The 18,121-nt window shown below is 45.7% G+C and carries 18 protein-coding genes and 1 riboswitch; of the genes, 6 read left to right on the forward strand and 12 right to left on the reverse strand.

Annotated features, from left to right (window positions below; translation table 11 throughout):
• Positions 1–38: 38 nt before the first annotated feature.
• Positions 39–1,052 (reverse strand): NADP-dependent oxidoreductase, encoded by a 1,014-nt coding sequence (locus ACZ5Q7_RS00325; RefSeq protein ID WP_343754086.1) that lies wholly within the window; start codon positions 1,050–1,052, stop codon positions 39–41.
• A 197-nt stretch (positions 1,053–1,249) separates the two neighbouring features.
• Here ACZ5Q7_RS00325 and ACZ5Q7_RS00330 point away from each other — a divergent pair, with 197 nt between their 5' ends.
• Complete coding sequence (locus tag ACZ5Q7_RS00330; RefSeq protein WP_343754088.1) at positions 1,250–1,696, forward strand: hypothetical protein; 447 nt, start codon at positions 1,250–1,252, stop codon at positions 1,694–1,696.
• Positions 1,697–1,793: 97 nt separating this feature from the next.
• Here ACZ5Q7_RS00330 and ACZ5Q7_RS00335 read toward each other — a convergent pair whose 3' ends face one another.
• Together ACZ5Q7_RS00335 and ACZ5Q7_RS00340 are read right to left on the reverse strand one after the other, a co-directional pair.
• Positions 1,794–2,174 (reverse strand): VOC family protein, encoded by a 381-nt coding sequence (locus ACZ5Q7_RS00335; RefSeq protein WP_343754090.1) that lies wholly within the window; start codon positions 2,172–2,174, stop codon positions 1,794–1,796.
• 100 nt (positions 2,175–2,274) lie between these two features.
• Complete coding sequence (locus ACZ5Q7_RS00340) at positions 2,275–2,706, reverse strand: Lrp/AsnC family transcriptional regulator (protein ID WP_343754092.1); 432 nt, start codon at positions 2,704–2,706, stop codon at positions 2,275–2,277.
• Positions 2,707–2,823: 117 nt separating this feature from the next.
• Here ACZ5Q7_RS00340 and ACZ5Q7_RS00345 point away from each other — a divergent pair, with 117 nt between their 5' ends.
• Entirely contained in the window at positions 2,824–3,396 is a 573-nt protein-coding gene (locus ACZ5Q7_RS00345) for a cysteine hydrolase family protein (RefSeq protein WP_343754094.1), read from the forward strand.
• A gap of 288 nt (positions 3,397–3,684) precedes the next feature.
• On the opposite strand, the gene ACZ5Q7_RS00350 is transcribed toward ACZ5Q7_RS00345, so the two are convergent.
• From ACZ5Q7_RS00350 to ACZ5Q7_RS00365, 4 genes are all read right to left on the reverse strand, one after another.
• Positions 3,685–5,358, reverse strand: a complete 1,674-nt coding sequence (locus ACZ5Q7_RS00350; protein ID WP_343754096.1) for an ABC1 kinase family protein — start codon at positions 5,356–5,358, stop codon at positions 3,685–3,687.
• 104 nt (positions 5,359–5,462) lie between these two features.
• Positions 5,463–6,329 (reverse strand): EamA family transporter, encoded by an 867-nt coding sequence (locus tag ACZ5Q7_RS00355; protein ID WP_464432974.1) that lies wholly within the window; start codon positions 6,327–6,329, stop codon positions 5,463–5,465.
• 182 nt (positions 6,330–6,511) lie between these two features.
• Positions 6,512–6,931 (reverse strand): hypothetical protein, encoded by a 420-nt coding sequence (locus ACZ5Q7_RS00360; protein ID WP_343754100.1) that lies wholly within the window; start codon positions 6,929–6,931, stop codon positions 6,512–6,514.
• Between the two features lie 144 nt (positions 6,932–7,075).
• Positions 7,076–7,855: a Cof-type HAD-IIB family hydrolase gene (locus tag ACZ5Q7_RS00365; RefSeq protein WP_343754102.1), complete on the reverse strand. Its 780-nt coding sequence runs from the start codon at positions 7,853–7,855 to the stop codon at positions 7,076–7,078.
• 195 nt (positions 7,856–8,050) lie between these two features.
• Between ACZ5Q7_RS00365 and ACZ5Q7_RS00370 the strand changes: the two genes are divergently transcribed.
• Together ACZ5Q7_RS00370 and ACZ5Q7_RS00375 are read left to right on the forward strand one after the other, a co-directional pair.
• Positions 8,051–8,878, forward strand: coding sequence for a metallophosphoesterase (locus ACZ5Q7_RS00370; RefSeq protein WP_343754104.1), 828 nt, complete (start codon positions 8,051–8,053; stop codon positions 8,876–8,878).
• A gap of 578 nt (positions 8,879–9,456) precedes the next feature.
• A complete protein-coding gene (locus ACZ5Q7_RS00375; RefSeq protein WP_343754106.1) occupies positions 9,457–10,341 on the forward strand; it encodes a fructose bisphosphate aldolase in 885 nt (294 codons plus the stop codon).
• A 98-nt stretch (positions 10,342–10,439) separates the two neighbouring features.
• On the opposite strand, the gene ACZ5Q7_RS00380 is transcribed toward ACZ5Q7_RS00375, so the two are convergent.
• The 4 genes from ACZ5Q7_RS00380 to ACZ5Q7_RS00395 form a co-directional block, all read right to left on the reverse strand.
• A complete protein-coding gene (locus tag ACZ5Q7_RS00380) occupies positions 10,440–11,828 on the reverse strand; it encodes an ABC transporter ATP-binding protein (RefSeq protein WP_343754108.1) in 1,389 nt (462 codons plus the stop codon).
• A complete protein-coding gene (locus ACZ5Q7_RS00385) occupies positions 11,828–12,895 on the reverse strand; it encodes a FecCD family ABC transporter permease (protein ID WP_425542390.1) in 1,068 nt (355 codons plus the stop codon). The genes ACZ5Q7_RS00380 and ACZ5Q7_RS00385 overlap by 1 nt, the downstream gene beginning before the upstream one ends.
• A complete protein-coding gene (locus tag ACZ5Q7_RS00390) occupies positions 12,858–13,856 on the reverse strand; it encodes an ABC transporter substrate-binding protein (RefSeq protein WP_343754112.1) in 999 nt (332 codons plus the stop codon). Before ACZ5Q7_RS00390 ends, ACZ5Q7_RS00385 begins: the two co-directional genes overlap by 38 nt.
• Positions 13,857–14,049: 193 nt before the next feature.
• Positions 14,050–14,233, reverse strand: a riboswitch (cobalamin riboswitch).
• A 208-nt stretch (positions 14,234–14,441) separates the two neighbouring features.
• Complete coding sequence (locus ACZ5Q7_RS00395; protein ID WP_464432976.1) at positions 14,442–15,389, reverse strand: LCP family glycopolymer transferase; 948 nt, start codon at positions 15,387–15,389, stop codon at positions 14,442–14,444.
• A 197-nt stretch (positions 15,390–15,586) separates the two neighbouring features.
• Between ACZ5Q7_RS00395 and ACZ5Q7_RS00400 the strand changes: the two genes are divergently transcribed.
• The gene (locus ACZ5Q7_RS00400; RefSeq protein ID WP_343754116.1) at positions 15,587–16,741 is read left to right on the forward strand and encodes an MFS transporter; all 1,155 of its coding nucleotides are present in this window, start codon (positions 15,587–15,589) and stop codon (positions 16,739–16,741) included.
• Positions 16,742–16,782: 41 nt separating this feature from the next.
• Here ACZ5Q7_RS00400 and ACZ5Q7_RS00405 read toward each other — a convergent pair whose 3' ends face one another.
• A complete protein-coding gene (locus ACZ5Q7_RS00405; RefSeq protein WP_343754118.1) occupies positions 16,783–17,301 on the reverse strand; it encodes a YcxB family protein in 519 nt (172 codons plus the stop codon).
• A gap of 176 nt (positions 17,302–17,477) precedes the next feature.
• On the opposite strand from ACZ5Q7_RS00405, the gene ACZ5Q7_RS00410 reads away from it, so the two are divergent.
• Positions 17,478–18,092 (forward strand): RraA family protein, encoded by a 615-nt coding sequence (locus tag ACZ5Q7_RS00410; RefSeq protein WP_343754120.1) that lies wholly within the window; start codon positions 17,478–17,480, stop codon positions 18,090–18,092.
• Positions 18,093–18,121: the final 29 nt, after the last annotated feature.

Here is an 18,121-nt window from a genome sequence, read left to right on the forward strand (position 1 = left end):
AGATAAAATCCGCCGATATTCCTTAAGGCATTAGCCGATCAGTCCGATAATTTCACCAATTGCTTGCCAAAGCTTTTACTTTTAAAAAGATCCATAAATGCTTGTGGAGCATTTTCCAATCCCTCAACAATATGCTCTTCATACGTTAATTCACCTTCATTCATTAAACGTGCCAAATATGACACAGCCTCGTCATTTCTATCGGCATAATCGTATACAACAAACCCTTTCATAAGTGCGCTCTTCTTGATAAGAAAATCAAAGTTACCCGGTATCATTGGGGGATGCTCCAAGTTGTACTGAGATGTCTGCCCACAAATGATAATCCGTGCATGATAATTTATTAGTGTTAGTGCAGCGTGAGTGATTTCACCGCCAACATTATCAAAATAAATATCAATGCCTTCGGGACAGGCTTCCTGCAGTGCCATTCCCATGTCCGTTGTTGTTTTATAATTAATGGTCGCATCAAAACCCAGTTCTTCTTTGAGGTAATGATTTTTTTCATTTGATCCGGCAATACCTATTACACGGCAGCCTTGATGTTTAGCTAGTTGCCCCGCTGCCATGCCCACAGCTCCAGACGCACCCGAGACGACAACCGTTTCCCCTTTTTTTGGCTGTCCTATTTCGAACAAGCCGAAATACGCACATAAACCAGGAACCCCCAGAACGCCAAGATAGCTCGAGATGGGCGTCAGATTCTGATCAACTTTTTGTGCGTTCTCTCCATCAGAAATCGAATAATCCTGCCAACCAAGCCGCTCATATACCATATCACCTATCGCAAAATTTTCATTTTTAGAATCGATGACACGGCCAATGGAACGGCCAGTTAACACATCATTCAATGAAAAAGGAGGGGTATACGATTCTTTATCTTCCATCATTCCCCGCATGCCGGGGTCAACGGATAAATATAAAGTTTGGATTAACATTTGGCCATTATTTAATGGTGGTACCGATGTTTCAGCCATCTTGAAATCATCTGGACTTGGTTCGCCTTTAGGTCTTTTATTCAAACGAATTTGTCGGTTTATTAATTCACTCATCAAAATCCATCCTTTTTTATCTAGTGTTACTTATGTTCCCCCTACATAAAGAGAATAAAACACAAACATGACATAAAAGCGCTTCTTTGATCTTCGCTACATGGCTTTAATGACACTTTCCAATTCTGTTATACAAACCAACCGGCAAGTGATACAATATAAATTAAATCTTAAATCACATCTGTCTTGGAGGTCTCATGCTTACATTTGAAGAAAAACTAGCTATTATTGAATCGTTTCCTGAATTGAAACGTAACGACATCTCGCTTGGTCGTGTCAACTTCCATTTTGAAGAAAGCGTCAAAGACAAAAAAATTGTCGTATATCGTCTTCATCCAAACGGCAATGGGTTTGTCTACGCTGAACAAATAGAAAATCGCAATTATGCAACGGATTCAAAAGGAATGGTCAACATACGTCATTTTACCGAAGATGAGCTCCGTGATGTCATACAACAATCCATAGCATCCTTATCCGAGTCCGAGCCTATTGCTGAAACATGGACGAATCGTGAAGGAGAGAAGCTTCACTTGGTGGAGGAATCGGGTGTTTGGAATATTTATACAGGCAACGTCTTGGAAGCAACACATGCTACGTATCACGCGGCCGCGGATTATCTGTATCAAGAAGGATTTCGGCTTTAATAAAAATGACCCTTACCTTTAAGGGACGTTGGCTTTAGCAAACAAAAACGCTCAGACATTAAAGACACCTGAGCGTTTTTTTAATTATACAACATAATTAAACTTCATTGGTCATGATCTCAAAAAGACAACCATCCACGTTAGTCCAGAACAACCCACGAGGCACAAAGTCATGGTCCGTGCGTTGATTATTTGTTTCATAAGGGCTACTCCCGAAAGCCATTTTCTTTTTTTTGAGACGTTTGAGAATATGGTCAAAAGAAGACCCGTCAACGTTGAAGGCGACATGTTGCTCTAAATTATTTTCATCCCTATCCATAAAATATATGGAGAGTTCAACATTAATACGAACCACTGTAAATTCATAGCCTACTCCTGCCACTCTTCCAAGTGGCAGATCCATCACATCGGCAAATTCGTGTGCAGCTTTATTATGATCTTTAGCATATACCACTAGATGATCAAGCTTAATCGTCATTTTAAATCTCCTTTCGTTTCTGTATAAGTAGTGGGCCGTTTCACATCTACGTCGATACAAGTATCTAATCGGTCATTGTATTGGCGGGTTCCGATAACTGTCATATGTATGTCGTCTGTTTAATCTTCTGGATTGATAGATTTAACGTGTAGTTGCCATGTTCAAGAAGTTGATTAAGAAAACGATTTAATTCATTTTGCGAGGAAATGGTTATTTTTAAATGATAACAGCCTTCCCCAGATACCCGATGAGCTTCGACGACCGCTTGATGATCGTTAATAAAACGAATAAACGCATCGTGATTGGCTGTTTTCATATGAACCATGACAAATGCAGTATACGAAAGCCCCAGTTTTGTTTCGTCGATAATGATGGAATAGGCTTGAATAACACCATTGTCCTCAAGTTTTTTAATACGATTTCCGACTGCTTGCCCCGTCATATGAATATGTCTACCCAAATCCCTCCATTGAATTCGTGAATTTTCAGTTAGTAACCGAAGAATCTGAAAATCAATGTGATCCATTTCCATAATAACCCCCCTTTCGCCGTGAAAATAATCGATATAAAAATGTTTCACCAAAGCATCGATAAAAATCAAATAATTATTTATCATTTATAATAATCCATTTTTTATGAGGTGATAAATATGAGTACAGCTTTAATCATGATCGACATTCAAAATGACTATTTTCCGAATGGAAGGATGGAATTAAGTAACCCAGGACAGGCAGCTGATAATGCAGCTAACGTTCTTGACTGGTTCAGACAAAATAACAAAGAGAATATTTTTCATGTCCACCATATCGCGAATGATTCGAGTTTAGGCTTCTTTCTCCCAAATACGGAAGGTGTTAACGTCCATGAAACGGTTTTACCATCAGAAGACGAACAGACGATCACAAAACGGGCTCCCAACAGTTTTTTCAATACCGAATTAGAAAGCAAATTAAAAGAAAAGGGAATAACCAAATTGGTCGTTGTAGGTATGATGACACATATGTGCATTGATGCCACAGTCCGCAATGCTGTGGAGCTGGGCTTTGACACAACTCTTATTGAAGATGCATGTGCGACAAGAAGCTTATCTTACAGGGATAAGGTCGTGCCGGCAGACGAGGTTCACTATGCGTTTGTCAGTGCACTTAATGATATGTATGCCAACGCCATTACCACCGAGGATTTCCTGCAACAAGAAGCTGACACCATCTTGAATAACTAATTATGCACTATTAATTATAAGGAAACGCCTGAGCTAACCAGACGTTATCGTTGTGCTCCGACACCATATGTCACACACTTTAAGGTGGATGGTGAGTCTCCTTGTGATCGTCACGTTGAAGGCTTTCCGGTAAAGCCTATCCCCTTCCACCCCGCAATCGTGGCTTATCGAAACGTTTTACGTTGTTACGGGCACACTGTGGAGCCTCACCTAGCCTTAAGTAAATCGGAGTTTCGATCTCGTTGTAAAATAAATAGACGGACGTTTCTTTCACCATGCATTGGCTGGCTACATGCGGCCGGAGCGGATAATGGTGATCACCATGAGAATGAACATGAGTGTTGCAACCACGGCGCCAATTTCAATGATCGGAAGTTTCCATATCACCGTGCTCTGGTCGGTTATGGCTGAGCCGATGATCAAACCGGCCATCAAAATGCTGAAAGCGAGCATAATGATACTGAAGGAAAGCCGGTTGCTGATTTTATCGAAACGATTTAAAAACCGCTCCGCCTGCTTTACATTAATGTCAAGACCGACTCTTCCCCGCTGCAGCGTCGACATCACTTCCTTCACATCCCGCGGCAGGTCCGATATAATCTCCAAATTTTCGGCTATGTCATTCATGGACCGTCGCAAAATCCGGCGCGGGCTATACCGCCGTTTCATCACCTTACGAGCATATGGCTCCGCCGCACGCATAATGCTGAATTCCGGATCAAGCCGGCTGATCACACCTTCCAGAGTCAAAATTGTTTTACTGAGCATCGCCATTTCAGACGGTATATCGATATAATGGTGGTACGCAACCTGAAAAATCTCGATAATAATTTTCCCGAGGCTCATATCTTTCATCATGACATTGGAATAACTTTCGTGCAGGGCTTCCAGGTCACGACGAAACGCATCCATATTGGTTTTTTCCCCAATCAGATCCATTTTCGAAAACGTCTTAATGAGCGCCTCGGCATTGCCGTTATGTAGATTGACAACAATAGATGCGAAATGATGCGTCATATCATCGCTGATCCGTCCGACCTCCCCAAAGTCAAGAAACGTTATCGTTGTTTTGGGCAAAATATACACGTTGCCTGAATGCGGATCAGCATGAAAAAATCCTTTATCCAAAATTTGGGTGAACATCGCATCCGCCAATCGTTTGGCAATAACGTTCCGATCGTACCCAGCCTGATCGAGCTTATTGACGTGAGATATTTTAATGCCATCGACTTTTTCCATAGTCAATACTTTTTTTGCTGTATATTCCCAATAAATAGCTGGGACATGGACAAATGCTTGTTGCTCAAATTGTTTGGCGATCCGTTCACCACTGCGTCCTTCGATCAGATAATCCAATTCACTTCGTAACGAAAGCGATAATTCATGAATAATATCCAGCACGCGGTACCGTTTTGCCCAATCCGTACGTTCTTCAAGTATTTGTCCAATCCTTTCAAGTATTTCCATATCTGTTTCCATAACAGGCTTCAGACCGGGACGCTGAATTTTCACTACAACCTCTTCTCCAGTAAAAAGCCTAGCGATGTGCACTTGCCCGATGGAGGCTGTTGCCATCGGTTCCGGATCCACATCGTCGAAAATATTTTCAAGTTCATCATCCAATTCCGTCTCAATCGTCTGTCGTACGTGGTCAAACGACAGAACTGTCACATGATCTTGCAACTTTTCCAATTCTGAAATAATCTCGCGTGGAAGAATGTCGTGCCTCGTGCTGGCAATCTGTCCAAGTTTGATAAACGTCGGGCCAAGTTCCTGCAACGTATAACGCAATCGGCGCCCGATACTCTGCATATTGATATTCGTATCGGACTGCTCATCTTTTTTGGATAAATCCCGGTCCGTCAGCCCGACCCGAAAAAGAACATACCCGAATCCATATCTGATAAACGTATTGACAATTTCACGGTATCGTTTTGTATGTCGAAATCGCCGTTCAAACACCCAATCAGCTCCTCCAAACTACAAGGGACTGGTTTATTGTCCAGTCACTCTTTCGTTTCAGCATAGTAAATGTGTCTCTTCCATTTAAGGATGACGATATGATTCTATTCGCCTGACAATGCCACTATTATCACACCTATAACCATAGTGCCAGCTGCCGCCATTCTTCGTAAACCAAATCCTTCTGAAAGCATCCGGCTACCAATAAACGCTCCGATGACTATGCTCATTTCCCGAACCGGAGCCACGTGACTGACTTGAGTAAATGTCATAGCGGTCAGTACCAGTATGTAGGCAAGTTGATTCAAAACACCGACACCGATGGCTTCGTTTCGATGCTGCCGCCATTCCCGACGTACATCCCGCCAGTTCCGTATTGCCAGTGGTGTCAACAACAGCACCTGGCCAATCATACTGCCGTATGTCAGTACTATCGGCGGTATCAGCACGACACTGACAGCGCCTTTATCAAGCAATGTATACGATGCAATCATGACGCCAATCAGCAAACCATACAAAAGCGGAACAAACGTGTCTGCATGTCTTATCGCCTGCAACCCGCCAGTAATGACGAAAATACTGATAGTGATCAAGCCTATTCCGACCACGCTGAGCCCTGTCAAACGTTCATCATAGATAAATATAGCCGCCACTGCCACAATTAAAGGACCTGTCCCGCGGCATACTGGGTATACAAGCGAGAGATCACCAACCGTGTATCCTTTCTGCAGTAACAACGAATAAGTCAGGTGTATCAGTGCGCTTCCACCCATAAACCCCAATTCCACCCATCCCAGCGATATGGGATTAATGAGCAGAACGCCAACAACAACCGGTGCATAAACAGCAATGCTGACCACCATATAAAGCCACACAAACGCAAAACCGCCTTCCGACCGCTTGGCTAAGTAATTCCACGTTGCATGCATAAACGCTGAAACGATAATGAGGATAAGTGCCACGATTGACATAAAAAGTCTCCTTCAGCAACGTTCCATAGGCTCTTGCTTATATAAGTTAACGTTATAGAATCTCGGAACAGCTTTCAACCGATAAACCACTGACATACGAACGGGCATATTACCAAGCAAAAAAGGAGCCCTTGTCAGTCAAAAGCTCCTTTTCGGGTCGGAATGATTATTTTTTGCATCAATCAGGAGGCCCTGTTTTTATCACCGATTGAATTGGAGTCATGCACATATTTAAATACGTTGACGATGAATATGATGACAGCAATCGTTACCATCGTTCCGCCGCCAAATATGAGCGTCTTTGTAAGGGCGCCCCATCCCGGAAATGGACCCGGGCGAACTTGAATCATAAACATGCTCAAAAGCAAAATCGGCAGTCCGATGTTATACAGCCAAAAATGCCATATGCCAAGTGTACTGTTGGCTGCTTTCGGATAAAGTGTATAAACGACTCCAATAATTCCGATGGATGCCCATCCGGCCAGGTTAACGTGTGCGTGTGCCGCAGCCCACTGAAGTTGAAGCGTTGATGACATGAACATGCCGACAACAATACCTAAAATAAAATAAATAACTGCAATTTTAATCCATTTAGCTCCCATTGCTCACACCCCCTGCATAATAATTATTCAAAATTTCAATGTTTATGACTTATATGAAAATTACCATGTTTTGGAGTGTCCGTCAATTTAACGACTTGACGTGTGGAACAATGATAAGCTAATCGTCAAAAGGCGATATAGGTGTTATTTTAACAGCCCGACCATGCGCAGTCCGTGCCAGAGACCATCATCATTGACATGCCTTGTTACTGCGCCGGCTGCTTTTTTTACCGTATCCGGTGCATTACCCATAGCGACGCTGTTTTTCACCGATTGCAACATGGCCATGTCATTCAGGCCGTCTCCAAAGGCGTAGATATGGTCGCTGGGCAGTTGCAAATGTTGAACCAATTGATCAATCCCCGTCGCCTTGGACGCGCTGGCAGGAATCACGTCCACAGAGTAGTCATGCCAGCGGATAAACTCCAAGTGATCAAAGGCACGCTTGTAATCCGCTTCGCCGCCATGCGGACAAAACAGCAGCGCCTGATAAACATCACCTACACGATAAAAGGCAGGGTCATACATCATTTCCCGCTTTATCTTGAGCGAATCAATCGCTTTTTGAATATATGGATGGTGTGTCGTATTGGAAAACCAATTATCGTGCCCAAGATAGATGAGCGGATGATCCCCGGCATCGGCATGGCGTTCCAGTTCATCCAACACATCCATATGCAGCGGACGTTGGTATACCACATCGTCACGGTAGACCACATATTGACCGTTGAGGCTGACATACGTGTTCATATCCAGTTCTTGCTGCAATTTCTTAAATGTGAATGGGGCTCGCCCAGTTGCAAAGGCCACGATATGTCCCGCCTGCTGTAATTCTGCCACCGCTTGCCTCGCCGACTCCGGCACGTGCTTTTCGTCATTAAAAAGTGTCCCGTCAATATCAAGTAAAATTAATTTTTGTTCCAATAACCATCCTCCCTATGAAGAGATGTCTTGAATACTATTATAGCACATATATCGGATTGAAAGGTGGGTTTTATCCGGCTTGTAATGGGGTCGTTATACTATAATGGACGAACGAACAAAGTGTTGCGGTATTTCCTCCGCTATGGAAACGTGCTACACTAAGCCTGTATAAAATTACTTATTGGACGGTGCATCATGAAAAAACGTTTGGTTGCTGTTATGACATTTATTGTAGGGTTGATAGCGGTTTTCACGAATATTTATCGTGATACATATGTATTTAAATGTAAAAAAAATACATTTCAAAGTCCGAAACTGCCAACAAACATGTCGCTGACCATTTTACAAATCAGCGACCTGCACAATCATGTGTTTGGAGCGAACAATGAGCGCCTACTCAGCGCTGTCACAGCTGCACAAGCGGATATTCTGGTGCTGACCGGTGACCTCATCGACCGGAAAACACAATCGTTTAACCAAGTCTTTTATTTGATTGAGAGGCTGACGGCGAGTCATTCCCATGTTTATTTTATAACCGGCAATCATGAAATAGGCAACAGTCAGACGAGTGCATTTCTACACGGATTGCACAGGCGGCATGTCACCATTCTGAACAATCGCAACGCAACAATCACGATTAATGGGCTGACGATAAACCTTGCGGGAGTGGCCGATGCCTCCTCGGGTTACGATCATCCTGAGGCGGCATTCCGAGCGTTAGACACCGATGATTTCACGATTCTTCTGTCACACACACCTGAAATTGTTGAATTGTACGCGCCTGAATCCATACCTGCCGATCTCATTTTGAGCGGACATACCCATGGCGGTCAGGTGCGTCTACCACTGATCGGTGCTATCCTGTCAGCCGACCACACGCTTTTTCCAAAATTGGTGAAAGGAACCTATTTGCTCGGACCGGATCGGTATCTTTACATCGACAGCGGCCTCGGAACGACCCGATTGCCTATTCGCTTTCTAAACCAAAGCCAGTTCAGCCTGTTGACGATAACCGGGAAATAGGTGTTGACATTAGGCGGAGTTGCGCGCGTTTCGGGGTGGGCTGCGCAAGTTTTGCTTTACGCTGCGCGGGTTTCGATCGCATCGCGCGAGTTTCACTATTATTGCGCGACTCTCGCTCTGAGTTACGCGACCTTACCCCATGACTGCGCGAGTTCCGGGCGGAGTTGCGCGAGTTGTATGGTTATTACGCGAGTTTCTACATGAACTGCGCGACCCATCTGAATTATCGCGCGAGTGGAGTGTGCAGTCGTTTTTATGGAATCGTTTACGACACAACAAACCGCATCACTGTAACTATTTCGACGTTATTTCCCGGGAAATACAATTTTTCTTGTCTTCTCCCCTTTTTTCATACTATGGCTATGGAACTTGCCAGTCCCCGACTACGCCTAGCGAAAAAATGGTACAAGCAACATGGCCAATAACTATAAATTCATCTCAAATCATGTGCAAGGCTATAGCCTTTTTTCCATTCATGCTACAATATAGCTAAGATAGGTCTTTTTGACTTTTGTAATGTACATTCCTTCCCCAACTTATGGGGGAACCTAATATTATGACGAAAAGGAGTGGAACTGTTGAATCAACATCAATTGGACAGAATGAAAAACGGCAAAGGATTTATCGCGGCATTGGATCAAAGTGGCGGAAGCACGCCAAAAGCACTGGCTGATTACGGTATAACAGAAGATGCTTATAACAATAAGGATGAAATGTTTGATTTGGTCCATCAGATGCGGACACGAATTATTACATCACCTGCTTTCGATGCCAATCATATCTTGGGCGCTATTCTATTTGAACAAACGATGGATCGCAGCATAGAAGGTATGTACACTGGGGATTACTTGGCCGAGCAGAAAGATGTGGTGCCTTTTCTAAAAGTGGACAAAGGCTTGGCCGAACAAACTGATGGCGTGCAACTTATGAAGCCGATTCCGGATTTGAACGATTTGTTGACACGTGCGAACGAACGAAACATTTTCGGCACCAAAATGCGTTCGGTTATTAAAGAAGCTAACTCGGAAGGCGTCAAGGCCATCGTCAACCAACAGTTTGAAATGGCCAAACAGATTATCCATGCTGACTTGGTGCCGATCATCGAACCGGAAGTGGACATTAACAGTCCGGAAAAAACCAAATGCGAAGAGCTGTTAAAAGCGGAAATCCGCAAGCATTTGGACAGCCTGAAAGACGATGAACTCGTCATGTTGAAGCTGTCTATCCCGACGGTTACCAACATGTATAAAGAATTGATTGATCATCCGAATGTCGTTCGTGTCGTTGCGTTGTCCGGCGGTTATGCACGCGATGAAGCCAATGAATTGCTGAAGCTAAACGACGAACTGATTGCCAGCTTTTCCCGAGCGCTGTTACAGGATCTTTACGCCAGCCAGAGCGACGAAGAATTTAATGCCGCTCTTCAACAAACCGTCGAATCCGTATATAACGCGTCCGTTTAATATCCGATCGGCGTGAGGACGAGTTTCTCCAACGCTGATGCACGACCGGTATGGTATATCAAACACCCGCGGGAACCATCCAGGCTTCCGCGGGTGTTTTAATCATCATTTGATTGCATTCGTTTCCAGAGCGCTTTACACACACAGTCATGAATCAGCTGTCCGAGATCTATTGTCATCCCTGCACCGGGCAGATTCGGCCCGTATTGCAACGCCGCGACGACGATACGGTCTTCAGGATACGGGCCAATGCTCGGGGTCCTGGTTACTCCAAGCTCCCGTAACGTTTGGGTTTTGGCTTCGGCGGCTGTCATCATGGCCTGCATAAACGCCTCGTCCGTCATTATGCCATTGATGAACAGCCACACTGAGATGGTTCCCTCCTGTCCGACAGTCACCACCGTCAAAAGCGACGCTGCTTCGTTTTCCCCAAAATAATAAACGGTATTGTCGATCGATCCGGCCGTCACCATGCCGATAGTTTGCGCAGGATCAAACCCGTCCCGGGCCAGATAATCACCCATAGTCTCTATATCAGCGGAACACGTCGCGTCAAACCATTGGACAACATAACGATTCCAGCCAATACCGGATCCCCAACCATGCGATGCAAACGTCCGGAGCGGCGCTGGGGAAATAAAAGTCACCCGCTCCGGCTGCACATCCAACATAGACGCATCCAACCGGAAGCCTTTCGTCACAGACGGATAGTCGCTCGGAATTAAATGCATTTGCGGCTTGGCCATAGACGGGTGCGGGTTCTTTTTCACTCCGGTCTGATATACATCGTTCACCACCGATTCTGTCAAAACACCATCCGGACGACCAAGTGCCTTCACTTGGCCGCCATGCATCAGTAACAGCCTATCCCCATACAAACTTGCCAGATTAACATCATGAAAAATAGCCACGACGGTAAGATGTTGTTCCCGTACCATGCGCTTCAACAAATCAAGCAAATCTTTTTGATATGCCAAATCGAGATGATTGGTCGGCTCATCCAACAGCAACACAGCCGGTTCCTGAGCCAACGCCTGTGCGAGAAACACTCGCTGCTGTTCCCCGCCGGAAAGTTCTTGAAGCAAATGATGCTGAAAGCCGGTAATATGTGTCTGCTCCATCACTGTCTCAACGACGCGCTCATCCTCGGCTGTCCACGTTTGAAACACCCCTTGCAAATGCGCATACCTGCCCAGTGCCACGGTATCTCTGACGGTATAAGGAAACGCATGCGACGTCAGCTGCGGCAAGACGGCCATTTTTCGCGCGAGCGCTTTTGTGGAAAATTGCTGGAGATCTTGATTATCCAGCTGAATCGATCCGTCCGAACACGGCAACAATCCGCTGATCAGTTTCAGAAGCGTTGTTTTCCCGCTCCCATTCGGCCCCAGAATACCAAAAAACTCCCCCGGGAAAACGGAAAAATTCATATCCTGAATGACTTGCTTATCGTCATATCCGCCTGCCACGCTTTTCAGTGTCAACATTACAAACCGCCTCGCATTCCTTTACGCTGTTTCATTAAAATTAAAGCAAACACGGGGGCACCAATTAACGCCGTGATCACGCCAATAGGCAGAACGGACGGCGAAATAATTGTTCGCGATACCAAATCCGTCAACATTAAAAAGCCGGCCCCCGTTATGATCGAAAGCGGCAACAAATGTCGATGGTCCGGACCCCATAGCCGCCTCATCATATGCGGAATCACCAGGCCGACAAATCCAATCGCTCCGGATACGGCCACCGCAGCACCTGTCAAGATCGATCCGGCAACAAGAATGATGATTTTTCGTTTTTGCACATCAACACCCAAATGCTTCGCCCGTGCTTCGCCAAACACGAGCGCATTTAATTCTTTGCTGTTCATAAGCAGAATCAGTGTGCCTATGATAAAAAATGGAAGAATAATACCGATATAATCCCATCCTCGCATCGACACACTCCCGAGCAGCCAACCCATAATTTGCTGCAACCGGTCGTCGGTAAGCGCAATAATCAGCGAAATAAACGATCCTAAAAACGAACTGAAAATAACGCCGGTTAAAATAATCGTCTCGACCCGCATGGCCCGGTCTGCCTGCCGCGCAAAAAACAGCACCACAAACATCGTCAGTAACGCAGTGACAATGCTAAGAACCGGCAAGGTATAAAGACCGAGGAGTGGGATGGATATATTAAAAAACAACGTGGCCACAGCCCCGACCGATGCACCGGAAGAAACACCCAAAATGTATGGATCCGCGAGCGGGTTTTGCAGCAATCCTTGAAAGACCGCTCCGGAAATAGCCAGCGAGCCACCGACAAGACCAGCCAACAGCACGCGGGGCAATCGGATATCAACGATAATATTGGTATGCATCGCTCCGATGTGGTCATCGATCGATAAATGAAACAACTGGCCACCGATAATATTCACGGTTTCAACCAGAGGAATGGATACAGTGCCGATGGAGACGGCCGTCAGCATCGAAAGGAAGAAAAACGCCACTGTCACCCCATAAGCGAGCACATATTTATTCGTCAAAGACGTCTGGGTAGACAACGTTTGCAAGCTCCTTTGCACCCTGTGTCAACCGTGGTCCCGGGCGGCTGACCAGATCGGAATCCACATTGTACACATTCTCGTTGGCTACCGCATTGATATCACCCCAGCCATCTCGATTTAAAACGTTGTCGACGGGATTGTCTTCCGCTGTTCCATACGTTGTAACAATCACATCCGGATTCATGTCGAGCACGGCTTCCGGGTCAATCGGGGTCCAACCATCCATGTCGGCAGCGGCATTATCGGCATGAATGACCTGCAACAAAGCATCGAAGAAAGTGTTCGTTCCCGCTGTCGACAGCTTAGGAGCCGGTGACACTTCAAAAAAGACCGATTTTCGCTCATCGTTATCAACTTCGTCCAATTGATCACGGATTGAAGCGAAGTCGTCTTTCATATCACTGATTACGTCGTCTGCCTTATCACTGGTACCTGTCACGTTACCAATCTGTTTGATCGTTTGATACGTCCCCTCGATATCCTTCGCTTCCGAGACAACAAACACCGGAACACCCGCATCGCGAATCTGCTGCAGACCTTCACCGGAACTTTCCGCACTGGAGGCATGAGCCAACACGAGGTCCGGTTTCAAATCGATGATCGCTTCTATATTCAATTCCAAACCACCGACCCGTTTTTTGTCCTCTACCTCTTTTGGATAATTATCATGGTCAGAAACACCAACTAATTTTTCACCCAATCCAAGTTTGAAAGCAATTTCCGTATTGCTCGGAATAACTGACACAATGCGTTCCGGCTTTTTCTCCAACGTCATTTCATTATCAAGCGCATCCGTTACCGTCACCGGAAATGACGACGCTTCTGATTCGCCATTATCCTCTGTCTTTTCCGTCTGATCATCGGTGCCATCATTTGCTCCGCCGGAATCCGATCCGCCTGCACCGCATCCGATTAACAGCCCTGCAGACAGCATAACCGCCAGTAACAGCAAAATGAGTCGTTTCATGTTTATCATTAACCTCCTATTTTCGATCGTTTTGAAACATAAAAAAACATCTCCACGACCAATGAAGATGTGTATGTAAAACAGCACTGCTCATCTGGATTGTATTTGGCATCAATCCGGAACAGACCCGTCCAATAAGTCGACTCTGTTCAATGGCATAGCCTTTTACACCATCCTATTTCCCGTAGGTTTGGTGCATCGATGGTATCAGGCAGGTCTCCTGGCTTATGGTCGACACGTCCTGCCCCTTCCCATACGAAACACGTACAGTGGCCTCGGCAGACCGCTCGCACATACAGTGACGGGATCGCGCTGGACTTGCACCAGCTTCCCTATTATGATTTCTCATTTGAAATCACCTGAACCATAGACACTATAAACTTATCACGACAATGAAAGTATACAAAATTCCGCATACATTGTCACCCATTATATAAAAAAGCAGACGCCGTATCTTATCAATACGATTGGCGTCTGTCTGAATCCCGGTATATGTTGTCTCACATACCAATAACCTCTTTGGCATGATATTCCTCGGTTTTTGAAGCACTCATGAACCATGTACCGATAACAGCCCAGGAGACATCATGATTCATTGTCCCTGGACCCAAATTCGGTTATCATGTCATGGGCTTTGGTTACTTCGTCATCGGACATGATCTGATAATACGTACCATCAATCATGGTGCCTCGGCCGGCCATTTGATACGTGCTGATATCGTTGCGGGCACTGCGGTAGTTGGATGCCAAATCACGCATATCGGCAAATGTCATATTAGTAGCCATATTATTGCCGAGAACGTCCATAATGCCCCCGATCTTATTCACCACATTCAAGCTGGCACCTTCTCTGATAATGCCTTCAATTACTTGGCGCTGCCGTTCGTTGCGGCCCAGATCACCTTGTGGATCCTCCTTGCGCATCCGGGCATAAGCGAGCGCTTCATCGCCGTTCAGCTGCAGCTCACCGGTTGGAAAGGTATGCCCGCCCTGGTCGAATGCCTGGTCGTTGTTCGTAACAGTAATACCACCGACAGCGCCAACTAACTGCTGCAGGCCTTGCATATTCATGCGCACATAATAATCCATATCAATATCCAAAAAGCTCTCCACTGTCGCAACCGCCATCTCACTATCTCCAAAAGCGTAGGAATGATTGATTTTATCCACGGTTCCATGGCCGATAATGTCTGTACGGGTGTCACGCGGAATACTTAACAGCTGCATTTGATTATGAGCTGGGTCAAGCGTCATAACGATCATAGTGTCGGAGCGCCCTTTGTCATACGCGCGTTCATCGACCCCGAGCAGAAGAATGTTAATGGGTTCTTCCTTTTCCACCTTTTTCTTGGTGAATTCGGGATCAATGCCTTCGATGGGCTTATGCAGTTCGTTGTCCACCGTGTTTTGAACGTTATGGAGGACGGAATAGGCATAAGGACTCCCGCCGCCAATGACAAGCAGGATCATCGCCATCGTTATCCATAGCCACTTTTTCTTCTTTTTCTTATGGACATCTCGCCTTTTCGCCACGACCTTCACTCCCACTATGGCTGCATCAGGGTACTACGGTTAAGCACTCCGACAAACCGTCCACGTTTCGTCTTCACAAACGATATTATAACATGTATTGTCCATTATTCTCTATGGACGTTTATGAGTCAAGCAACTTGTGAATAGGATTGTAAGTGAACAGATACGTCTTTCTATAACGTACAAGGGGGTTTGCCATGTCGCTGCTTGCAAGAGTAAAAGGGGAAGTTCCGCTGATTTCAATGGTGGGTTTGCTGGCGATGTCCATTGTATTCGGCTGGGTCCGATACGGCTATGGTCTGCTGCTTCCCGACTTTCAAGCGGACTTCCATTTATCAAAAACAACGCTCGGTATGATTTCTAGTCTTTCCTTTTTATCATTTCTCGTCGGTGCATTATTGGTCACCTTTTTTATTGCAAAATGGGGTCCGAAAATGTTTATCGTGAGCGGCCTTGCAGCGGCGTCGGTTGGTTTGTTGACGGCCGCTTTCGCACAAAGCGGGCTGTTGTTTTCGATTGGCTGTGTGATTGCCGGGCTATGTCCAGGGCTATGCTGGGCACCGTTTTCCGAGAGTGTCAGCAATTATGTCAGAGAGAGATTGCAAAAACGATCGTTAGCCGTTATTAGTACGGGGTCATCCATTGGTCTGGTGGTTATTTGCGCGCTGTATTTGGTTTTTCCCGAAGGAAGCTGGCGCTTGTTATGGATCATTGGTGGGATTATCGGTCTGGTTTTGCTGCTCGTCGTTCTCAAAACCGTTCCGTCTGGTGCTGAGTCGCCGTCGCCACACGACATTAAGCGCCCGAGGCTTCCATCTTTCCATAAACATTCGGTGCATTTGTTTACCGCGGCGATTATTTTTGGCGTCACGGAGGCTACGTATTGGACGTATGCTGCTGATTTTGCGGAGCAGTCATTTCATATGGATGCCTCGAATGCCCTATTTTTCCTGATTACAGGCGTTGGAGGCATTGCGGGATTATGGGCCGGCGAACTCATTAACTACTTGGGATTTCGCAAAAGCTTTTTTCTCACAGTACTGGTATATGCGTTAAGCATGTTCATCCTGTTTGTATCGCAGTCATGGGCGGCGATCGGTCTGTCCGGTTTTTTGTTTGGTCTCACGTTTATGATGTACGCAGCCTTTCTGCCGATTTGGAGCGCGGAAGTATTTCCGAATGCACCCGCTCAAGGATTCAGCATCAGCGTCGTCATTTTAAACATGGGGACGATTATCGGACCGGCATTCTTTGGCGGGATGCTTACAGTCACCGGATATAAATGGATATTTCTGCTCGCGGCTATGGTGGCCTGCAGCAAACTCTTTCTGGCCCCTACGGAGGAACGCTGACACGGCGTTTGCGGGACGCGTTCATCGAAACTAGTTGCACGTCAGTCAGGCAGATGGACGTGAGTTTGAATGTATGCTTGATAAGCAGCTACGTCTTCCGGGTGTTTATCAGACGGCCGCTTGGGCAGAATCAACCCCTGCAAGTCCGATTCATATAAAAAATAATGGTTACTGTCCTCGCCGCGTTTCATAAACTGTTCCCAAGTAAAATACGTGATCGTACCGTTGATATCGCGTTTTATCCCGTCCTCTGAGAACGTCATCTCAGTTGGACCGAGTATATGCGAATAATCTTGCTTTTGCATCCGGCTGTTGGCACGTGACAAGGCTACTTTCGCATATAAAGCCGGAAAAGTAAAAAAGTAGATAACCGTTATGACGGCACTCACCGCCGCAGAAAGCCAGGACAGCTGAAACAAATACAAGATGGCCAAAAAAAGGAGAATGGCCGTTATCCATTTCGTATACATTCGTTTAATATGATGTGTATTTGAGTGTTGGATAACATCTCTTTGCAGTGCGAGCACATCGTCATAGACAAGTTGGTAATGAATCGTCATAGATGTACCTCCCTTTCATCCTATGTTTCTGTATTATAGCACGTCTATCATAGCGATTGCTTTTCATCACTTTAAAAAAGCAAATCGTTTTTGATAAAAAATTGTTATTATACACAGTTCGAGCGATCATGTATACTGAATGCAAAAACTATCAATTTTCAAAAAAGGATGATTGTATGGATGATATGTTGCAGGCGTTTCAAAACATACCGACAACAAGCGCCTCGGATGCTTCGAATGGGTTGAATAATCTCGATCCGTCTATCAAGCCATTAAAGGAAACCTACCAAATGGCAGGACGGGCCTTCACCGTTAAACTGCCAGCCGGCGATAACCTGGCTGTGTTAAAGGCCATCAAAGAAGCGCAACCCGGGGATATATTGGTCGTCGATGCACAAGGCGAACAATACCGCGCCATTGCCGGGGATTTTGTAGCCGGCATGATGCAGACGATGGGACTGGGTGGTTTGGTCGTTGATGGGGTTATTCGCGATATTTCCGATATAAAAGCACTGGATTTTCCGGTGTTTTGTAAAGGTACGACGGTAGCCTCCAGCGGAAAAACCGGCGTGGGCGACGTTAATGAGACGATTGCCTGTGGCGGGGTATCCGTTCAGCCCGGTGATCTGATCATCGGGGATGCCGATGGTGTCGTCGTTGTGCCGCAATCGACGGAACAAGACGTGCTCGATAAGGCGACGGAGAAAATAGCTAAAGACAATGATCGTGATGAAAAGGTGTCCGGAAAGCCAGAGGAAATCCACGCTTATATCGACCGCATGCTTAAATGATAGAAAGGCGGACACATTGGGGTGTCCGC

This window comes from Lentibacillus halophilus (assembly GCF_055395055.1).